Annotated in this window: 17 protein-coding genes; 12 read left to right on the forward strand and 5 right to left on the reverse strand. The window is 70.1% G+C overall.

The window, feature by feature from the left end; all coding sequences use genetic code 11:
- The coding region (locus tag V7050_RS09145) for a hypothetical protein (protein WP_324410469.1) at positions 1-310 on the forward strand (310 nt) is incomplete at its 5' end.
- A 46-nt stretch (positions 311-356) separates the two neighbouring features.
- Complete coding sequence (locus V7050_RS09150) at positions 357-1,124, forward strand: STAS/SEC14 domain-containing protein (protein WP_324365681.1); 768 nt, start codon at positions 357-359, stop codon at positions 1,122-1,124.
- Here the strand turns inward: V7050_RS09150 and V7050_RS09155 are convergent.
- The gene (locus V7050_RS09155) at positions 1,121-1,540 is read right to left on the reverse strand and encodes a Gmad2 immunoglobulin-like domain-containing protein (protein WP_324365683.1); all 420 of its coding nucleotides are present in this window, start codon (positions 1,538-1,540) and stop codon (positions 1,121-1,123) included. The two genes, V7050_RS09150 and V7050_RS09155, sit on opposite strands and share 4 nt — an antisense overlap.
- Before the next feature lie 326 nt (positions 1,541-1,866).
- Here V7050_RS09155 and V7050_RS09160 point away from each other — a divergent pair, with 326 nt between their 5' ends.
- Positions 1,867-3,522, forward strand: coding sequence for a hypothetical protein (locus V7050_RS09160; protein ID WP_324365684.1), 1,656 nt, complete (start codon positions 1,867-1,869; stop codon positions 3,520-3,522).
- A gap of 16 nt (positions 3,523-3,538) precedes the next feature.
- Here V7050_RS09160 and smpB read toward each other — a convergent pair whose 3' ends face one another.
- Positions 3,539-4,012 carry an SsrA-binding protein SmpB gene (smpB, locus tag V7050_RS09165; protein ID WP_324365686.1) on the reverse strand — a complete coding sequence of 158 codons (474 nt, stop codon included), beginning with the start codon at positions 4,010-4,012 and terminating at the stop codon, positions 3,539-3,541.
- A gap of 112 nt (positions 4,013-4,124) precedes the next feature.
- On the opposite strand from smpB, the gene V7050_RS09170 reads away from it, so the two are divergent.
- Together V7050_RS09170 and V7050_RS09175 are read left to right on the forward strand one after the other, a co-directional pair.
- Positions 4,125-4,808 (forward strand): SDR family oxidoreductase, encoded by a 684-nt coding sequence (locus V7050_RS09170; protein WP_324365688.1) that lies wholly within the window; start codon positions 4,125-4,127, stop codon positions 4,806-4,808.
- A gap of 128 nt (positions 4,809-4,936) precedes the next feature.
- Entirely contained in the window at positions 4,937-5,068 is a 132-nt protein-coding gene (locus V7050_RS09175; protein ID WP_324365690.1) for a hypothetical protein, read from the forward strand.
- A gap of 9 nt (positions 5,069-5,077) precedes the next feature.
- On the opposite strand, the gene dapA is transcribed toward V7050_RS09175, so the two are convergent.
- Positions 5,078-5,953, reverse strand: coding sequence for a 4-hydroxy-tetrahydrodipicolinate synthase (gene dapA, locus V7050_RS09180; protein ID WP_324365692.1), 876 nt, complete (start codon positions 5,951-5,953; stop codon positions 5,078-5,080).
- Positions 5,954-6,104: 151 nt separating this feature from the next.
- Here dapA and V7050_RS09185 point away from each other — a divergent pair, with 151 nt between their 5' ends.
- Positions 6,105-8,066: a lytic transglycosylase domain-containing protein gene (locus V7050_RS09185; protein WP_324365693.1), complete on the forward strand. Its 1,962-nt coding sequence runs from the start codon at positions 6,105-6,107 to the stop codon at positions 8,064-8,066.
- A 341-nt stretch (positions 8,067-8,407) separates the two neighbouring features.
- Entirely contained in the window at positions 8,408-9,097 is a 690-nt protein-coding gene (locus V7050_RS09190; RefSeq protein ID WP_324365695.1) for a GntR family transcriptional regulator, read from the forward strand.
- Between the two features lie 46 nt (positions 9,098-9,143).
- Here the strand turns inward: V7050_RS09190 and uxuA are convergent, their stop codons facing one another.
- Entirely contained in the window at positions 9,144-10,361 is a 1,218-nt protein-coding gene (uxuA, locus tag V7050_RS09195) for a mannonate dehydratase (protein WP_324365697.1), read from the reverse strand.
- Between the two features lie 187 nt (positions 10,362-10,548).
- On the opposite strand from uxuA, the gene V7050_RS09200 reads away from it, so the two are divergent.
- From V7050_RS09200 to V7050_RS09220, 5 genes are all read left to right on the forward strand, one after another.
- The gene (locus V7050_RS09200) at positions 10,549-11,526 is read left to right on the forward strand and encodes a TRAP transporter substrate-binding protein (RefSeq protein ID WP_324365699.1); all 978 of its coding nucleotides are present in this window, start codon (positions 10,549-10,551) and stop codon (positions 11,524-11,526) included.
- A gap of 90 nt (positions 11,527-11,616) precedes the next feature.
- On the forward strand, positions 11,617-12,117 hold the full coding sequence (locus V7050_RS09205) for a TRAP transporter small permease (protein ID WP_324374636.1): 501 nt from the start codon (positions 11,617-11,619) through the stop codon (positions 12,115-12,117).
- Positions 12,118-12,119: 2 nt separating this feature from the next.
- A complete protein-coding gene (locus V7050_RS09210) occupies positions 12,120-13,397 on the forward strand; it encodes a TRAP transporter large permease (RefSeq protein WP_324365703.1) in 1,278 nt (425 codons plus the stop codon).
- Positions 13,398-13,410: 13 nt separating this feature from the next.
- Entirely contained in the window at positions 13,411-14,442 is a 1,032-nt protein-coding gene (locus V7050_RS09215) for an L-idonate 5-dehydrogenase (RefSeq protein ID WP_324365705.1), read from the forward strand.
- A gap of 228 nt (positions 14,443-14,670) precedes the next feature.
- A complete protein-coding gene (locus V7050_RS09220) occupies positions 14,671-15,798 on the forward strand; it encodes an OmpP1/FadL family transporter (protein WP_324365707.1) in 1,128 nt (375 codons plus the stop codon).
- 376 nt (positions 15,799-16,174) lie between these two features.
- Here V7050_RS09220 and V7050_RS09225 read toward each other — a convergent pair.
- Positions 16,175-16,663: ABC transporter ATP-binding protein (locus V7050_RS09225; RefSeq protein WP_324410472.1), on the reverse strand; the 489-nt coding region annotated here is incomplete at its 5' end.

The following is a 16,663-nucleotide window of genomic DNA, read 5'->3' on the forward strand; positions in this document are numbered from 1 at the left end:
GGTTTTCTTCGCGCTCGGCGCGGCGACCGCCGCGCTGGCGGCGCGGCTGGGCTGGGTGGCGGCGCTCGCGATCATGGCGGGCGTGATGCTGCTCGCGGCGCTGATCCTCGCCGCGGTTCTCGCCGCGGAGCGCCGCGAGGCGCGGCGGCTGGCGGCCGAGCGCTCGACCCTCGACCGCAAGCTCGCCCGCGCCGCGCTGCTCTCGGTCGCGCCCACCCGGCTCCGGCGCCCGTCGCGGGGCATGGTCGGAGCCGGGCTGGTGGCGCTCGGGGCGCTGATCATCCTTCTGCGCCGCGACGAGGAGGAGTGAGCCGCCGGCGGCGGGGTGTCATCCAGGGGCAAGACGGGAGGAAGCGATGCTGAAGATCACCGAAGACGAGGCGCATAACTGCTTCGTGCTGGAGCCCTCGGGCAAGCTCGACCGGGCGGATTTCGCCAAGCTGACCGAGCGTTTCAACGCGCGCGTCAATGCCACGGACCGGATTCCGAACCTGGTGATCCATGCCCCGAGCTTTCCCGGCTGGTCGGATTTCGCCGCCTTCTTCGGCCATGTGGAATTCATCCGCGAGCATCACCGGCTGGTCGGCAAGATCGCGCTGGTGTCGGATTCGCGGGTGCTCGACATCGCGCCGGCGGTGGCGCGGCAGTTCCTCGCGGCGGATGTGCGGCATTTCCCGGCCGACGGTCTGCAGGCCGCGCTCGACTGGGTGGCCGAGACCGGGGAGGCGGCCGAGCATGTGACGGTGATGACGGATCTGCCCGACGACGTGGTGGGCATCTCGGTGCGCGACGTGATCACCGCGCGCGACTATTCCGAGCGCATCGTGCCGCTGATCGAGGAGCGGCTGAAGCGCCACGACAAGATCCGGCTGCTTTACCGGATCGGCCCGGAGTTCAGCGCCTTCACCCCCGGCGCGGCCTGGAGCGACACCCGCGTCGGGCTCATGCATCTGACGCAGTTCAGCAAGATCGCGGTGGTGTCGGATCTCGAATGGATCCGGCACGGCACCCGCATCTTCGCGCCGCTGATCCCGGCCGAGGTGCATGTCTTCGGCGACCGGGATCTCGATGCGGCGAAGGCATGGGTCAGCGCGCCGCCCGCCGAGGCCGCGCCGCGGAGCTAGGGGCTCAGGACCAGCGGCAGGACGGTTCGTCCCGGCGGGAAGCCCTCGCCGTCGGAGGCATCGGTCTCGAAGACCTCCAGATGGCCGATCTGCGTCGCCTGGACCTCGAAGGCGACCGCGAAGGCGAAGGGTGCCGGGCCGTCGACGCCACCGCCGCTGGTGAAGCCTTCGGCGAGAACGCCGCCGTCACGCCCGAGCAGGCGCCAGTTCACGGTGCCCTCGAAGCTGCGCGAGCAGCCCGAAACCGCGAAGCCGGGGTGGACGACCGCGCCGGCACCCGGATCGGTGGCGACCACGAAGGCGGCCTCCGGCAGGGCAGCGGCGACCGCATAGCAGGCGCCGGCCGCCTCCTTCGCCGCGGTCGCGGCGGTGCCGCCGAGCGCGACCGCGGCGGTCAGCGCGAGGATCGTTCGCATCAGATGGACCTCCTGCCATGTGCCCTGGCCGGCAGGCTAACCGATCTGGTGGTCTGGCGCGACAGGTCGGGCGGTATTGCGAGGGCGTTCCATATGGCCACGCGAGCCTTTCCGCCCGAGGTCCGGATGCGCCTGGTGCCGCCTTCCGGTCCGGCGGGCACCGCCGGGCAGCGGGAGCGTCGAAGGAGGAAGATCCAGCTCCGAATGCGATGACATCAGCCGACAATGCCGACGAACTTGCATGATTGACGATCGGTGATAGGGTTAACGCCTCGCTGGGGGACCGCCGTCGGCTTGCGTCGGGGGCGGCTGCGGGGGAGGGTGTGATGGGAGACGAGGCCCGCGCCGGCAGGCTGCGGCAGGCGCGCTTGGGCGCGGGGCCGGGTGCATCCCCGATCGTGGAACTTCTCGACACGCCGGCCTTCGAACGTCGCCTCGAACTGGCGCGGATCCGGCGTGCGATCTCGCTGGGAAGCTGCGCCGCCGAAGGTGCCCCTGCGGGCGAGGGCACGCCCGTCCTGGAACTCGCCCCGGGCTGGGCGCCGGCATTTCGGGTCGTGGCGGAAGCGCGGCCCGTGCCGGTTTCGGAAGCTGCGGGCGCCGGCCGCGGCCGGATCGCGGTGATCGGGGTCATCTTTGCCGCTGGGCTTGCGCTCGGCCTCGGCCTCGCGGTCTTTCTCGCGCTCTCGGGGGGCGGTGCCGGCAGCATGGCAGAACCGTCGCCGCCGGCGGTGACCGCGGTGGCCCCGCAGCTGTCCGGCCTGCCGCCGCCGGGCCCGGCGGCCGTCTGGGCGCCGCCCGAGTCATCGCGGTCGGTGCCGGCGCGGCCGGCTGCGCTCGCGGCTCCCGGTCGGCCGACGGCGCCGCTGCCCGGCCTCGGCCCGGGCTGGCGGGTGATCGCCGCAAGCGTCGCGGGCGGCCATGCCGATGTGGATGTCCGGCTGAGCGCGCCGCCGAGCCTCTCCGAGGCCGAGATCGCCGCGGCGGCGGCGGCGCTGCAGGATGCCGGTTTCGGGGAGGTGGCCTCCGCACGGGCCGGCGTCTCGATCGGCCGCACCAATGTCCGGTACTTCGCCGATGCGGATGCCGATGCCGCCGGGGCGGCGGCGGTGGCGCTGTCGGCGGTCTGGCCGGATGCCGAGGCGCGGGATTTCACCCATCTGTCGGCCCGGACGGGCTCGGGTCGGCTCGAGGTCTGGCTCTCGGGCGAAGCGCCGGCCCGTGCGGCGGCCGGCGCATCGCGCCAAGGCACCGGATCCGCTGCGGTCGCAGTCGCGGCCGCGGGGGATCCGGCGGAGGCGCCGCAGGGGGCGGGGCTTGCCGGGCTGCTCGGGCGGGTTCTCGGCGGCGGCGCGGGTCGCGGTTCCCCTCGAGGGGACGGCGGCGGCGTGCCGGCCGCCCGCGCCACGATCCTGGTCGAGCCCTCGGCGGCACCGGCGGCTTCCCGGGTTTCCACCGGAGGCTCGGCGCCGCGCGACGGCACCGCCCCGGCCGGTGGATCGGGGAAGGGGACGGGCTCGGCTTCCGGAGGCGCCGGCGGGAAGGGCGCGGGCGAGTCCGCCGATTCGCGATCCGGCGTGACGGCCGGAGCCGGCGGCTCGGGCAGCAGCGGCGGCGACGTGGCCGCAGGGGGATCGGACCGGGGCAGCGGCGGCACCGCAACGGGCACCACCGACCGGGCCGGTGGGTTCGGCGGCGGGACAGGGAGCGGGAAGAGCGGGGCGGATCGCGGCGACCGCTCCGGCGGCGGCTGGAGCAGGGGCGGCGGCGCCAGGATATCGAGGGGCGGCGTGCAGGGCGTCTCGAAGGGTCGCGGCTCGGAGGTGTCGAGGGGCGGCGGAAAGGGCGGATCGAAGGCCGGCGGCCGGAGCGCCTCGAAGGACCGCGGAAAGGGCGCCACCAGAAGCGGCGGCAGAGACGGAACAAGAGGCGAGGGCCGGGGCAGGTCGGGGTCCGGCGGCAGGGGCGGGCGGAACCGCTAGCGCGCCGGCGGCCGTCCTAGCCGCGCTCGCGCATCAGCCGCGCCTTCTGGCGATCCCAGTCGCGCTTCTTCTCGGTCTCGCGCTTGTCGGTGAGCTTCTTGCCCTTGGCGATGCCGAGCTGGAGCTTGGCGCGGCCCTTGTCGTTGAAATAGAGGCGCAGCGGCACCAGGGTCATGCCCTCGCGCCCGATCCCCTGCCAGAGGCGGGCCAGTTCGCGCTTGCTGACCAGGAGCTTGCGTCGGCGCCGCTCGTCATGGCCGAAGGCGCGCGCCTGCTCGTAGGCCGGGATATAGCCGTTGATCAGCCAGAGCTCCCCACCCTCGACCGAGGCATAGCTCTCGGCGATGTTCGCCTTGCCGGTGCGCAGGCTCTTCACCTCGGAGCCTTCCAGCACGATGCCGGCTTCGAGATCGTCCTCGATGAAATAATTGTGCCGGGCCTTGCGGTTCTCGGCGACGATCTTCCGCGGCCGTTCAGGTTTCTGCGCCATGATCGCGCCGCTCTAGCCGAGGCCGGGAAAGCTGTCCAGCGCGGGCGCGGGTTTCCGCCGCGGGGGTTCATGCTAGGTTGTTTGCGGAGCCGCAGCATTCCGGAGGCCCGCCATGCCCGCCATCCTCGTCACCAGCGCCAGCCGCGGCATCGGCCGCGAATTCGTGCGCCAGTTCGCCGCCGACGGCTGGCAGGTCATCGCCGGCTGCCGCGATCCCGGTGCCGTGGAGGCGGAGCTGCGCGCCCTCGGCGACCGCGTGCTTCCGGTGGCGATGGACGTGACCGACCTCGCCTCGGTCGAGGCCGCGGCGCGGGCCGAGGCGACGCCGATCGACCTGCTGATCAACAGCGCCGGCATCATGGGGCAGGGGGACGACGGGCCGGGGGCGGTCGACTATGCCGAATGGGCGCGGGTGCTCGACGTCAATACCTTCGGCCCGGTGCGTGTGCTCGACGCCTTCTTCCCGCGGCTCGCGGCGGCCGGGGGCGCGAAGGCGATCACGCTTACCAGCGGCTACGGTTCCATCGGCGATGCGGGCTCGGGCGGGTCGATGATGTACCGCACTTCCAAGGCGGCGGTGAACATGGCCATGCGCGCGCGGTCGTTCCAGCTCCGGGCGCAGGGGATCGTGGTCGCGGTCATCAACCCCGGCTGGGTACGGACCGACATGGGCGGGCCGAGCGCCCGCATCTCCGCCGAGGAGAGCGTACGGGCCATGCGCGAGGTGATCGAGGGGCTGACCCTCGAGGACACCGGCAGCTTCCGGAACTGGAACGGCCGGGAATTTCCCTGGTAGGCGCAGCACCCGCGTCAATGCCGATAGGACGGTGGCGAAATCGGAGCATGATTCCGCGTCCCGCGTGCACCGGTGGTGCCATTCCAGGGGTATCGTCGCCAGGTCGGACAGAAGCAGGGCGCGCTGCCATGGATTGGCGGGGAGTCGACCGAATCGGGAAGGTGCCGACCGGCGACGACGGCGGGCTCGCCGAGGTCGATTTCGCCAGCGGCGGGTTCATGGTCGGCAGCCCGGCGGTTCCGGTCACCGTGCCGACCTGAGCGGCGGTGTCAGTTGAGCAGGCCCGCGTGGCGCATGGCGGCCTCCATGCGCTCGCGCGTCGCCGCCTCGACGGTGACCAGGGGCGAGCGGACGTCGTCGCTGCATTTGCCCAGCACCGAGAGGGCGTATTTGGTCGGGCAGGGGTTCGATTCGGCGAAGGCGGCGCGATGCAGCGGCATGAGCCGGTCCTGATATTCCAGCGCGCGGGCGAAGTCGCCTGCGAGCGTCGCCTCCTGGAATTCGGCGCAGAGTCGCGGCGCGATATTGCCCACCACCGAGATGCAGCCGCGCCCGCCATGGGCGTTGAAGCCGAGCGCCACGTCGTCGTTGCCGCAGAGCTGGAGGAAGTCGCGGCCGCAGGCGATGCGGGTGTCCGACACCCGGCCGATGTCGCCGGTCGCGTCCTTCACGCCGATGATGCGCGGCAGCTTCGCGAGCTCGCCCATGGTCGCGGGGCTCATGTCGATCACCGAGCGGCCGGGGATGTTGTAGATGATGATCGGCAGGTCCACCGCGTCGTGCAGGGTGCGGTAATGGTGGTAGAGCCCACGCTGGCCGGGCTTGTTGTAATAGGGCGTGACCACCAGGGCCGCATCCGCGCCGACCGATTTCGCGAAGGCCATCAGCCGCACGGATTCGGCGGTGTTGTTGGAGCCCGCGCCGGCGATCACCGGGATGCGTCCTGCCGCCGTCCGCACCACGATCTCGACGCAGCGCTCGTGCTCCTCGTGGCTCAGCGTCGGCGTCTCGCCGGTGGTGCCCACGGCGACGAGGCCGTGGCTGCCCTCCTCCACATGCCAATTGACCAGATCGACCAGCGCCTTTTCGTCGATCCCGCCGTTGCGGAACGGCGTGATCAGCGCGGGGATCGAGCCTCTGAACATGGTCCTTCCTCCACGTCTGCCCGTTGCGCCGGGCCGAACGCGGGGGGACCCTAGTCGCGAACCCCGCCCGCCGCAAGCGGATGATTGGTGGCGAAAGACACACGTTATGGTATATCATCGTGAAGGTAGAACGACCTTAGGAGGATTCGGATTGCGGCTGCGACCGATCATGGCCTGCATCGCGCTTCTCTTCGTGCTTCCCGCGGCGCCCGGCCCGGTCGAGGCGCAATCCGATGCGCCGCAGGCGGCGCTCCTGGGATCGGCGCTGGAGGCGGCGCGGGTCGGTGACTGGGCGGGCGCGGCGGATTTCGCGGCGCGGAGCGGTGACGGGGTGGTGCGCGACCTCGTGCTCTGGACCCGGCTCCGGGACGGCGCCGGGCGCTGGCGCGACTACGAGGATTTCGTGCTGCGCAACGCCGACTGGCCGGGGCTGAAGGTGCTGCGGCGGGCCGGGGAGCGGCTGATGCCGCCGGATCTGCCGGCCGAGGAGGTCTTCGCCTTCTTCGACGGCGAGCCGCCGCAGACCGGAACCGGGGCGCTGCGCCTCGCCGACGCGCTGGTGGCCGCGGGTCGCGAGGAGGAAGCCGAGGCCGAGGCCGTGCGCGGATGGCGCGAGCTGTCGCTGGGCCCGCCGGAACAGGCGGAGTTCCTCGGGCGCTGGGGCGACGTGCTGGCGCCGCATCACGTCGCCCGGCTCGACATGTGCCTCTGGGAGGGCTGGACCCGGGAGGCCGAGTCCATGCTGCGCCTGGTCGACGAGGACTGGCAGGCGCTGGCGCGCGCGCGGATCGCGACGCGCCGGGACACCGAGGGCCTGACGCTCGCGATCCGCGCGGTGCCGGGCAAGCTGAAGCGCGATCCCGGCCTCGCCTTCGAGCGCTATCGCTACCGCGTCGAGAAGGGCCGCTGGGAGGATGCCGAGGAGTACCTTCTGGAGAAATCGACCACCCGCGAGGCCCTGGGCAGGCCGGAGATGTGGATGGAGCGCCGCGCCAATCTCGCGCGCCAGGCGTTGCGGCGCGGCGAGGTGGATCACGCCTATCGGCTCGCTTCGAAGAGCTTCGGGGCGGGCGGCGCGGATTACGCCGATTCGGAATGGCTCGCGGGCTTCATCGCGCTCACACGCAAGAACGATCCCGAGCTGGCGCTGGCGCATTTCCGGCGCTTCGGGGCCGTGGTCGCGACGCCGATCAGCCTCGGCCGGGCGGGCTACTGGATCGGGCTGGCCGAGGAGCGCCTGGGCGATGCCGCTGCAGCTGAGGCGGCCTTCCGGGCGGCTGCGCGGCATCAGACGAGCTTCTACGGGCAGCTGGCGGCGGAGCGCGTCGGGCAGGCGCCCGATCCCGCCCTGGCGGGCGAGGCCGCGCCCAACTGGCGCCGGGCGGCGTTCCGCAAATCCTCGGTGATCCGGGCGGGCTATCTGCTTCATCTCGCCGGCGAAGGCCCGCGCGCCTCGCAGTTCTTCCGCCATGCCGCGGAGGAGCAGCCCGCGGCGACCCGGGCGGCGCTGGCGCAGATGGCGATCGACATCGGCAGGCCCGAGATCGGCATCCGCATCGCCAAGGACGCCGCCGCGGAGGACATCATCATCGCCGCGCAATATTATCCGCTGCATGCCATCGCCGAGCGGGACTGGCCGGTTCCGACGGAATACGCCATGGCGATCGCGCGGCAGGAATCGGAGCTGAACCCGCAGGCGTCGAGCGGGGTCGGGGCGCGCGGGCTGATGCAGCTCATGCCCGCGACCGCCGAGCACATGGCGACGCTTGCGGGCGTGGATTTCGATCTCGACCGGGTCGGCACCGATCCGATCTACAACGCCACCCTCGGCACGGAATACCTGTCGCGCATGCTCAACCGCTACCGGGGCTCCTACATCCTCGCGACGGCGGCCTATAACGCCGGGCCGGGAAGGGTGGACGAATGGATCGGCACCTTCGGCGACCCGCGCCGGCCGGAGGTGGATCCGGTGATCTGGGTGGAGACGATCCCCTTCTCGGAGACGCGCAACTATGTCATGCGAGTGCTCGAGGCGCTGCACGTCTATCGCGCGCGGCTGGAGGGCCGCACCGGACCCGTGCGGCTCACCGCCGACATGACGCGCACCGGATAGTCCGCCGGGCTCCGGGTGCCCGGTGGTGCCCCGCAAGGTCTCGAGGTGACTGTTCCGGGCCGGCGTCCGTCCGAGGCGGACTCCCGCTGTCGACCCCAGGGGCTCCCGCGATGACCGAGGAACCGGAGGGGCGGGTCACTCGGTCCAGGGGTCCGTGAGGTGGCCCCCATTTCGCGGACAGGGTCGCTGCGTCGGCAGGCTCGGTCCAGGTCCTCGCCAGGCCGCCGCCTCGCAGCCGACCGGAGCCGCGTGGCCACAGGGCGGGTCGTTTCTGCCGCCTTGGCAATGGGCTTGAATGGTAGTATGTAGATTGGGACGGCAGGAGGTTCCGAGCCCTTCCAATGGACATGTCGCTTCCTCCCGACGCCTTCCGCCACGGAAGCGTCAGCAACAAGGTCTACGACCTGCTGCGCGACGCGATCATCCAGCTCAAACTGCGGCCGGGAAACCCGCTCTCCGAGACGGAACTGGCGCGGCAGCTGAAGGTTTCGCGGCAACCGGTCCGCGAGGCCTTCATCAAGCTCGCCGAGGCGGGCCTCGTGGAGGTTCGCCCGCAGCGGGGAACCTATGTCCTGCTCATATCGCGCCGGGACGTGGACAATGCGCGCTTCATCCGGGAGGCGATCGAGGTCGCTTTCGTGCGCAAGGCCGCCGCGGAGGCGAGCGATGCCCTGGTCGACGAGCTGAAGCAACTGATCCTGCGTCAGGCGGCGGCGCGCGATCGCAGCGACCATGTGGCGTTCCTGGAACTCGACGAGGAATTCCACCAGGCGATCGCGCGCGGCGCCGGATGCGAAACCGCCTGGAAGCTTCTCGAAACGCTCAAGGCGCAGATGGATCGCGTGCGGTTCCTGTCCTTCGCCGAGGCGACGCCGATCGATACCCTGATCGGACAGCACGAGGCGATCGCATCCGCCATAGCGGCGCGCGACCCGGAGCGCGCCGAAGCCGCCATGCGCGTGCATCTCGGAGAGCTCCTGAAGTCACTGCCGAAGCTGGCGGAAGCGCATCCGGACCTCTTCACCGCCTGACGCGAAGCCCCTCACCGATGCGCCGCCGCCCAGCCCGAGACTCCGGTCATTGCGGCAAACCCAGCTCGGAATGGGTCATCGCCGTCATGATGCCGCGGAGTTCCGCCAGCCCCTTGAGCCGGCCTATCGCCGGATAGCCGGGCTGGGCGCGGCGCTTCAGGTCGTCGAGGATGTCCTGGCCGTGGTCCGGCCGCATCGGGATCGCCGCATCGGCGCGCCCGGAGGTCGCCCGGCGGCGCTCCTCGCGCACCACCGCGGCGATCAGCGCCACCATGTCGGTGTCGCCGCCGAGGTGCTCGGCCTCGTGGAACGAGCCCCGGGTGTCGCCGGATTCGCGGGTCACGTTGCGCAGGTGCAGGAAATGCACCCGGTCGCCGAGCCGCTGCATCATGCCGGGCAGGTCGTTGTCGGGCCGCGCGCCGAGCGAGCCCGAGCAGAGGGTGATGCCGTTCGCAGGACTGTCGACCGCCGCCATGATCGCGGCGTAATCCGCCTCGGTCGACATGACCCGCGGCAGCCCGAGCAGCGGGAAGGGCGGATCGTCCGGGTGGCAGCAGAGACGGATGCCGACCTCTTCGGCGGTCGGCACCACCTCCTCGAGGAAGGCAACGAAATGCGCCCGCAACGTCCCGGCATCGATGGCACCGTATTCGTCGAGATGCGCGCGCAGGTCGTCGAGGGTGAGGCTCTCGGCGGCGCCGGGCAGGCCGAAGGCGATGTTGCCGGTCAGCCGCTCCCGCTTCTCCGCGCTCATGGCGGCGAAGCGGGCGGCCGCCTCTTCGCGCAACGCCTCGGAGTAATCCTCCGCCGCCCCGCGGCGCGCGAGGATATGCAGGTCGAAGGCGGCAAAATCGGCAAGATCGAAGCGCATGCAGGTGCCGCCATGGGCGACCCGGAATGCGAGGTCGGTGCGCGTCCAGTCGAGCACCGGCATGAAATTGTAGCAGACCACCTCGAGCCCGGCCTCGGCGAGGTTCTTCAGGCTCGCGCGGTAATTCGCGAGATGCGCACGCCACTCGCCCTTCTGCTTCTTGATGTCTTCGGAGACCGGAAGGCTCTCGACCACCTCCCAGGCGAGGCTCGAGGGCCGGCCGTCGGCGCGCCGCCCGATCTCGGCCTGGCGCCGCGCGATCTCCTCGGGGCTCCACACCGCCCCGGTCGGAAGGTGATGCAATGCGGAGACGACCCCCTCGACGCCCGCCTGGAGCATGTCGTCGATCGAAACAAGGTCCCTGGGACCGAACCACCGCCACGTCTGTCGCATATCTGCCCCTTTCGTCGCATTGCACCGGCTGCCTCATCGTTAGCACATGCCGACTGGGTTGACTAGTATGGAAGTATGCTTGTATGAAAGGCCAATAGGGAGATTCGCTGCGCGCGGACGATGGTCCGAAGCGGCGACCGCCTCTCCCCGGGTCGAAAGCAAGAACTGGCAACTGGAGGATAACGTAATGAAGTTTCAGGGAATTCGCTTTGGTGTGCTCGCCGCCGGGCTCGCCGGCACGCTGCTGGCCGGCACGGCGATGGCGCAGGAGGTCACGCTCAAGCTCGGGCACCTGGCGAACGAAGACAACATCTGGAACAAGGCCGCGCTGAAATTCGGCGAGGAGGTCTCGGCGCTGACCGACGGGCGCATCGCCGTCGAGGTCTTCCCCAACGAATCGCTCGGCAAGGAGATGGACCTCATCAACGGCATGCAACTCGGCACCGCCGACATGACCATCACCGGGGAGAGCCTGCAGAACTGGGCGCCGCTCGCGGCGCTGCTGGCGGTCCCCTATGCCTATACCTCGCTCGATGAGATGGACAGCGTCGCCGGCGGCGAGATCGGCGACCAGATCGAGGCGCAGATCATCGAGCGCGCGCAGGTCCGGCCGATCGCCTATTTCGCGCGCGGGCCGCGCAACCTGACCTCGAACCGGCCGATCACGAGCCCCGACGATCTCGACGGCCTGAAGATGCGGGTGCCCAACGTGCCGCTCTTCGTCAGCGTCTGGGAAGCGCTGGGTGCCGCCCCGACCCCGATGGCCTTCTCCGAGGTCTTCACCTCGCTGCAGAACGGCACGATCGAGGCGCAGGAGAACCCGCTGGCGCTGATCAAGTCGGCGAGCTTCCCGGAAGTGCAGGATTACGTGAACCTCACCGAGCACGTGCGGTCCTGGATCTATCTGACGATCTCGGAACTGACCTGGAACAACCTCTCCCCCGAGGACCAGGAAGCGGTGCTCGAAGCGGCGCGCCGCACGCAGGAATACGAGCGCGAGCTCTTCCTGGCGGACGAGGCGCAGCTCACGGAAGACCTGCAGGCGGCCGGGATGGAATTCGTCGAGGTCGACCAGGAGGCCTTCGCGGCGCAGGCCAAGGACGCGGTCCTGGCGAACGTCAGCGACGAGATCAAGCCGGTGGTCGAGCAGCTCTTCGCGCAGTGACGCCGGGCGGCGCCGCGCCGGTTATCCGGCGCGGTGCGCAGGCACCAGGCGGCCCCGGCCGTCGCCAACATCATTAAAGGATCGAATGCCATGCGGGAACCGGGCCTGATGGGTATTGTCGTGGGGGCCAGCCGCATCGCGGTCGGCATCGCCTTCGCGGTACTCTGCGCCTCCGTGATCATCCAGGTGCTGGGACGGTCCTTCGCCGCCTCGCCGGTCTGGACCGAGGAGCTGACGCGCTTCGCGCTGCTCTATCTCGCGGCCTTCGGCGCCGGGCTCTCCTACCGCTCCGGCGACCTCGTCAACGTCGACCTCGTCTGCGAGGCCCTGCCCGGCCGCTGGCCCTGGGTCCTGCGCCTCGTCTCGGCGATCGCCACCGCCCTGCTCTGCCTCCTGCTGGTGCCGGCGGCCTGGCGCTACACATCGATCGGCGCGATGCAGACCTCGCCCGCGCTCTCCTGGCGCATGGACTTCATCCACGCCAGCGTCCTCGTCCTGCTCGTGTCGCTCTTCGTCTTCGCCGCGCTCCGGGCGGTGCGCATGCTGACCGGCAGGAGCGACGGCAAGCCGCTCGCGGCGGAGGAGATCTGACCATGGGCCTCGCGGTTCTCATCGGCGTCTTCGTCCTCGGCCTCGTCATCGGCGTGCCGGTGGCGGTCACCCTCGGGCTCGCTTCCGCCGCCTACCTGCTGCTCGAGGGCATCCCGCTCGTCTCGGTGCCGCAGAAGATGTATGCGGGCATGGACGTCTTCGTGCTGCTCTGCATCCCCGGCTTCATCCTGGCCGGCAACCTGATGAACTCGGGCGGCATCACCGAGCGCATCATCCGCTTCGCCAGCGCGCTGGTCGGCTGGTTGCGTGGCGGCCTCGGGCTCACCAATGTCGCCGGCTCGATGCTCTTCGGCGGCATCTCCGGCACCGCCGTCGCCGACGCAGCCTCCATCGGCGGCATGATGATCCCCGGCATGAAGAAGGCGGGCTACCCCGCCGACTTCTCCGCCGCTGTCACCGCCGCCTCCTCGACGGTCGGTCCGATCATCCCGCCCAGCGTGCCGATGATCATCGTCGGCGCGCTCTCCGGCATCTCGGTCGGCAAGATGTTCCTCGCCGGCGCCATACCCGGCATCCTCATGGGGCTCGCGATGATGGTGACCTGCTACATCATCGCCCTGCGCCGCAACTTCCCGCGCCAGCCCTGGGCCGGCTTCGGCGAGCTCGGCCGCGCCTTCCTCGGCGCCTTCTGGGCGATCGCCATGACCGGCCTCATCATCGGCGGCCTGCTCTCGGGCCTCGCGACGCCCACCGAGACCGCCATCGTCGCCAGCGTCTATGCGCTCGTGGTCGGGCTCTTCATCTACCGCGAGCTGCCGCTCGCGCAGGTCCCGAAGATCTTCATCGACAGCGCGGTCTCCTCCGCCGCGATCCTGGTGCTGGTCGGCTTCGCGAATGTCTTCGGCTGGATCCTGGTCTCGGAGCGCATCCCACAGGCGATCGCCGACGCGGTGCTCTCGGTCACCGACAACAAGTACCTGGTCATCCTGCTGATCAACCTGCTCCTGCTCTTCGTCGGCATGTTCATGGAGACGATCGCGGCGCTGATCATCCTCTTCGTGCCGCTGCTCACCCTCGCGCAGGGCGTCGGCATCGACCCGCTCCACTTCGCGACCTTCGCGGTGCTGAACCTGATGATCGGCCTGACCACGCCGCCGGTGGGGGTCTGCCTGTTCATCTGCGCCAACATCGCCCGGCTTCCCCTGACGCCGGTGGTGGTGGCGATCGCCCCGTTCCTGCTGACCAACTTCCTGGTGCTGCTTCTGGTGTCCTACGTGCCACCGATCGCGACCTGGCTGCCCACGACCCTTCTGCCCTGAAAGGAGTGATCCGATGAAGACCCGCGTCTGCCGCCTCTACGGCCAGGGAGACCTCCGCGTCGAGACCGACGAGGTGCCCGAGCCCGCCCCGGGCCAGGTGCTGCTCCGAATCGGCGCCGGCGGCATCTGCGGATCGGACCTGCACTACTTCCAGGACGGCGGCTTCGGGCCGATCCGGGTGCGCGAGCCGATCATCCTCGGCCACGAGGCCGCCGGCACCGTCGAGGCGGCCGGAGAGGGCGTCGCGCTCGTGCCCGGCGACCGGGTGGCGCTGAACCCGAGCCGCCCCTGCGGCAGCTGCGCCTATTGCCGCGAGGGGAAGTTCCAGCACTGCCTCGCCATGCGCTTCAACGGCTCCGCTTTGCGCTTCCCGCACGAGCAGGGCGCCTTCCGCGACCTGATGCTCGCCGATGCCGCGCAATGTGTCGCGATCGGGCCGGAGACCAGCCTCGCCAAGGCCGCCTGCGCCGAGCCGCTGGCGGTATGCCTGCACGCCCGCAACCGGGCGGGGGAGCTTCGCGGCAGGCGCGTCCTCGTGACGGGCGCCGGGCCGATCGGCAGCCTCTGCGTCGCCGCGGCGGCCCATGCCGGCGCCGGGGAGATCGTCGTGACCGACCTGCACGACGCCACGCTCGCGGCGGCGCGCGCCATGGGCGCCACCCGCACCGTGAACGTCGCCCGCGAGGCGCTGACGGAATTCGCCGCCGACAAGGGCCATTTCGACGTGACCTTCGAATGCTCCGCCGCGGCGCCGGCCGTCCGGAGCGCGATCGAATGCACCCGGCCGCTCGGCCGCATCGTCCAGGTCGGCGTGACCGGCGACCTGCCGGTGCCGATCAACATGATCGTCGGAAAGGAGATCGAGCTCGTTGGAGCGCATCGTTTCCACGCGGAATTCGCCGAGGCGGTCGCACTGATCGATGCCGGCACGATCGACCCGACGCCGATCCTGACCCGGACGTTTCCGATCGCCGAGGCGCTGGACGCCTTCGCTCTGGCCGGCGACAGGACGAGGGCGGTCAAGGTGCAGCTCTCCTTCGCCTAGCAGGCCGCCGAAAGCGCCGCAGCGTCCGCCGGTGTGATCCGACATCCGGGTGACGACCTCGGACCGGCGCCGTCCCTCGCGGCGGCCGGTCGCCTCACCCGATCGTCGTACGATGCGGGACGTGACACGAACGCCGCATCCGATGGCGCGGCTCGTCTTGACCCCGTCCGGTGCGGCTGCCACCCTACTCGTTCCTCGATTGCGACCGATTTTTCGGAGGGTTCCAAGGTGACGATTCGTGCCGTGTCAGGCGCCGGCCTCGCAGCCGGTGTCGCATTGCTCGCCTATCCCGGTTTCGTCCATGCGGCGGCGCTCGAGAATGCCGTACCGCAGCCGGTCCGGCTCCTCTACGAAGACGGGACCTATGGCGAGATCGGCCTCGTCTATGTCGATCCGCATCAGAGCGGCGACGACGCGACCGATCCGACCTCGGGCCTGACCTTCAGCGGCAATACCGGCGACGTGTTCAATTCGCGGACGCATGTCGGGGCGGCGCTGAAGGGCGACATCAACGACCGGCTGTCCTATCTGCTCGTGCTCGATCAGCCCTATGCGGTCGATACTTCATACGGGCCGGGCAGCTTTCCCGGCGGCTTCCCCTATGACGGCACGACCGCCAAGGTCCAAACCTACCAATTGACCGGGGTACTGGCCTACGACCTGAACGATCGGGTCAAGGGCTATGCCGGCCTCAGGGCGGAGCGGCTCGATGCCAAGGCGACGATCCCCTTCATCGCCGACTATTCGATCGATGCGGGTGAAAACTGGGGCTACGGCTATCTGGCCGGCGTGGCCTATGCCCGCCAGGAAATCGGCCTGCGCGTGTCGCTCACCTATTTCTCCGGGATCGACCATTCCCTCGATTCGGACGAATTCTCCACCGCGACCGGCGCGCAATCGACGCAGACCGACATCGACACACCGCAATCGGCAACGCTCGACTTCCAGACCGGCCTCAACCCGAAGACGCTGCTGTTCGGCTCGGTCCGCTGGACGGATTGGTCGGACTTCAGCATCGAGCCGCCAGTCTACACGCAGGTCACGGACCGCCCGCTGGTCGACTACCAGGACGATTGGTGGACCTATACGCTCGGGCTCGGCCGGCAGTTCACCGATGACCTCGCAGGGTCCTTCTTCGTGAGCTACGAGCCCTCGGTGGGCGGCACCATGACCTCGCTCGGACCCTATGACGGCAGATCCACCGCAACGGCGGCGCTGAGCTATGATTACGAGCGGTTCAACTTCCTCGGGGCGCTGAGCTACGGGGTGCTGGGCGACACCCACAATCTGCTCGACACCGACTACAACGACGGCTCGATTTTGGGCATGTCGTTGCGGGTCGGCTACAACTTCTAGAAGATCTGTGCGCGGTGGGCAGGCTCGCGCCCCGAGGCATGCGAATGGCGGAGATCCTGGCGCTCGCACCGCGCTGAGTGAACCAGCCGGCGCGACAGCGTCATCCTGAGTGTGCGCGACGGCGCCGGCTGGAAAGCCGAACCGAGGCGCGCTCTGCCAGAAGGCGTCCGGCTCGTCCATCCGCTGCCCGGCACCGAAGCCCCCTGCGGCCGGCCGTCGAACGGCCCCCCGACACTCCGCCGCTTCGGGTCCCTCGACGCCGTCTCCGCCGCCCGTTGTCGCCTCCTCGAACAGGACCGCGACATCATCGCCGCCAACACCGCCTTCCACGGTTGGCCCGAGCCCGATCCCGCAAACCGATCAGGTATGTCCGGTATCAGATGCGCTGCGAGGACTTGCGGTCGAAGAGGTGGACGTTCGTCGGGTTGATGCGGAAGGAGATCTGCTCGCCGGGCCGGGCGCGGATCCGGTCCTTGACGATGGCGTCGATCAGCTCCTTGCCCGCCTTGCCGAAGACCTGCGTCTCCGAGCCGGTCGGCTCGACCACCACGACGCTGACCGGGATGCCGCCTTCGCCGATCTCGATGTGCTCGGGGCGGATGCCGTAGGTGACCTCCTGCCCGTCCCGCACGTTCGCGGGGGGAAGCGGCAGCTCAAGGCCGCCGTTCGACACGAACCGGGCCTGGCCGTCGCCCCCCGCGATCCGGCCCTGGATGAAGTTCATCGACGGCGAGCCGATGAAGCCGGCGACGAAGACGTTCCGCGGATTGTCGTAGAGATCGAGCGGCCCGCCGATCTGCTCCACCCGGCCGTCGCGCATCACCACGATCTTGTCGGCCATGGTCATGGCCTCGATCTGGTCGTG

It is taken from the genome of Amaricoccus sp., from assembly GCF_036846665.1.
Taxonomy (GTDB): Bacteria; Pseudomonadota; Alphaproteobacteria; order Rhodobacterales; family Rhodobacteraceae; genus Amaricoccus.

Coding starts and splice junctions, on each gene's coding strand:
- V7050_RS09150 (WP_324365681.1), top strand. CDS start 357: ATGCTGAAGATCACCGAAGACGAGGCGCATAACTGCTTCGTGCTGGAG.
- V7050_RS09155 (WP_324365683.1), bottom strand. CDS start 1,540: ATGCGAACGATCCTCGCGCTGACCGCCGCGGTCGCGCTCGGCGGCACC.
- V7050_RS09160 (WP_324365684.1), top strand. CDS start 1,867: ATGGGAGACGAGGCCCGCGCCGGCAGGCTGCGGCAGGCGCGCTTGGGC.
- smpB (WP_324365686.1), bottom strand. CDS start 4,012: ATGGCGCAGAAACCTGAACGGCCGCGGAAGATCGTCGCCGAGAACCGC.
- V7050_RS09170 (WP_324365688.1), top strand. CDS start 4,125: ATGCCCGCCATCCTCGTCACCAGCGCCAGCCGCGGCATCGGCCGCGAA.
- V7050_RS09175 (WP_324365690.1), top strand. CDS start 4,937: ATGGATTGGCGGGGAGTCGACCGAATCGGGAAGGTGCCGACCGGCGAC.
- dapA (WP_324365692.1), bottom strand. CDS start 5,953: ATGTTCAGAGGCTCGATCCCCGCGCTGATCACGCCGTTCCGCAACGGC.
- V7050_RS09190 (WP_324365695.1), top strand. CDS start 8,408: ATGGACATGTCGCTTCCTCCCGACGCCTTCCGCCACGGAAGCGTCAGC.
- uxuA (WP_324365697.1), bottom strand. CDS start 10,361: ATGCGACAGACGTGGCGGTGGTTCGGTCCCAGGGACCTTGTTTCGATC.
- V7050_RS09200 (WP_324365699.1), top strand. CDS start 10,549: ATGAAGTTTCAGGGAATTCGCTTTGGTGTGCTCGCCGCCGGGCTCGCC.
- V7050_RS09205 (WP_324374636.1), top strand. CDS start 11,617: ATGCGGGAACCGGGCCTGATGGGTATTGTCGTGGGGGCCAGCCGCATC.
- V7050_RS09210 (WP_324365703.1), top strand. CDS start 12,120: ATGGGCCTCGCGGTTCTCATCGGCGTCTTCGTCCTCGGCCTCGTCATC.
- V7050_RS09215 (WP_324365705.1), top strand. CDS start 13,411: ATGAAGACCCGCGTCTGCCGCCTCTACGGCCAGGGAGACCTCCGCGTC.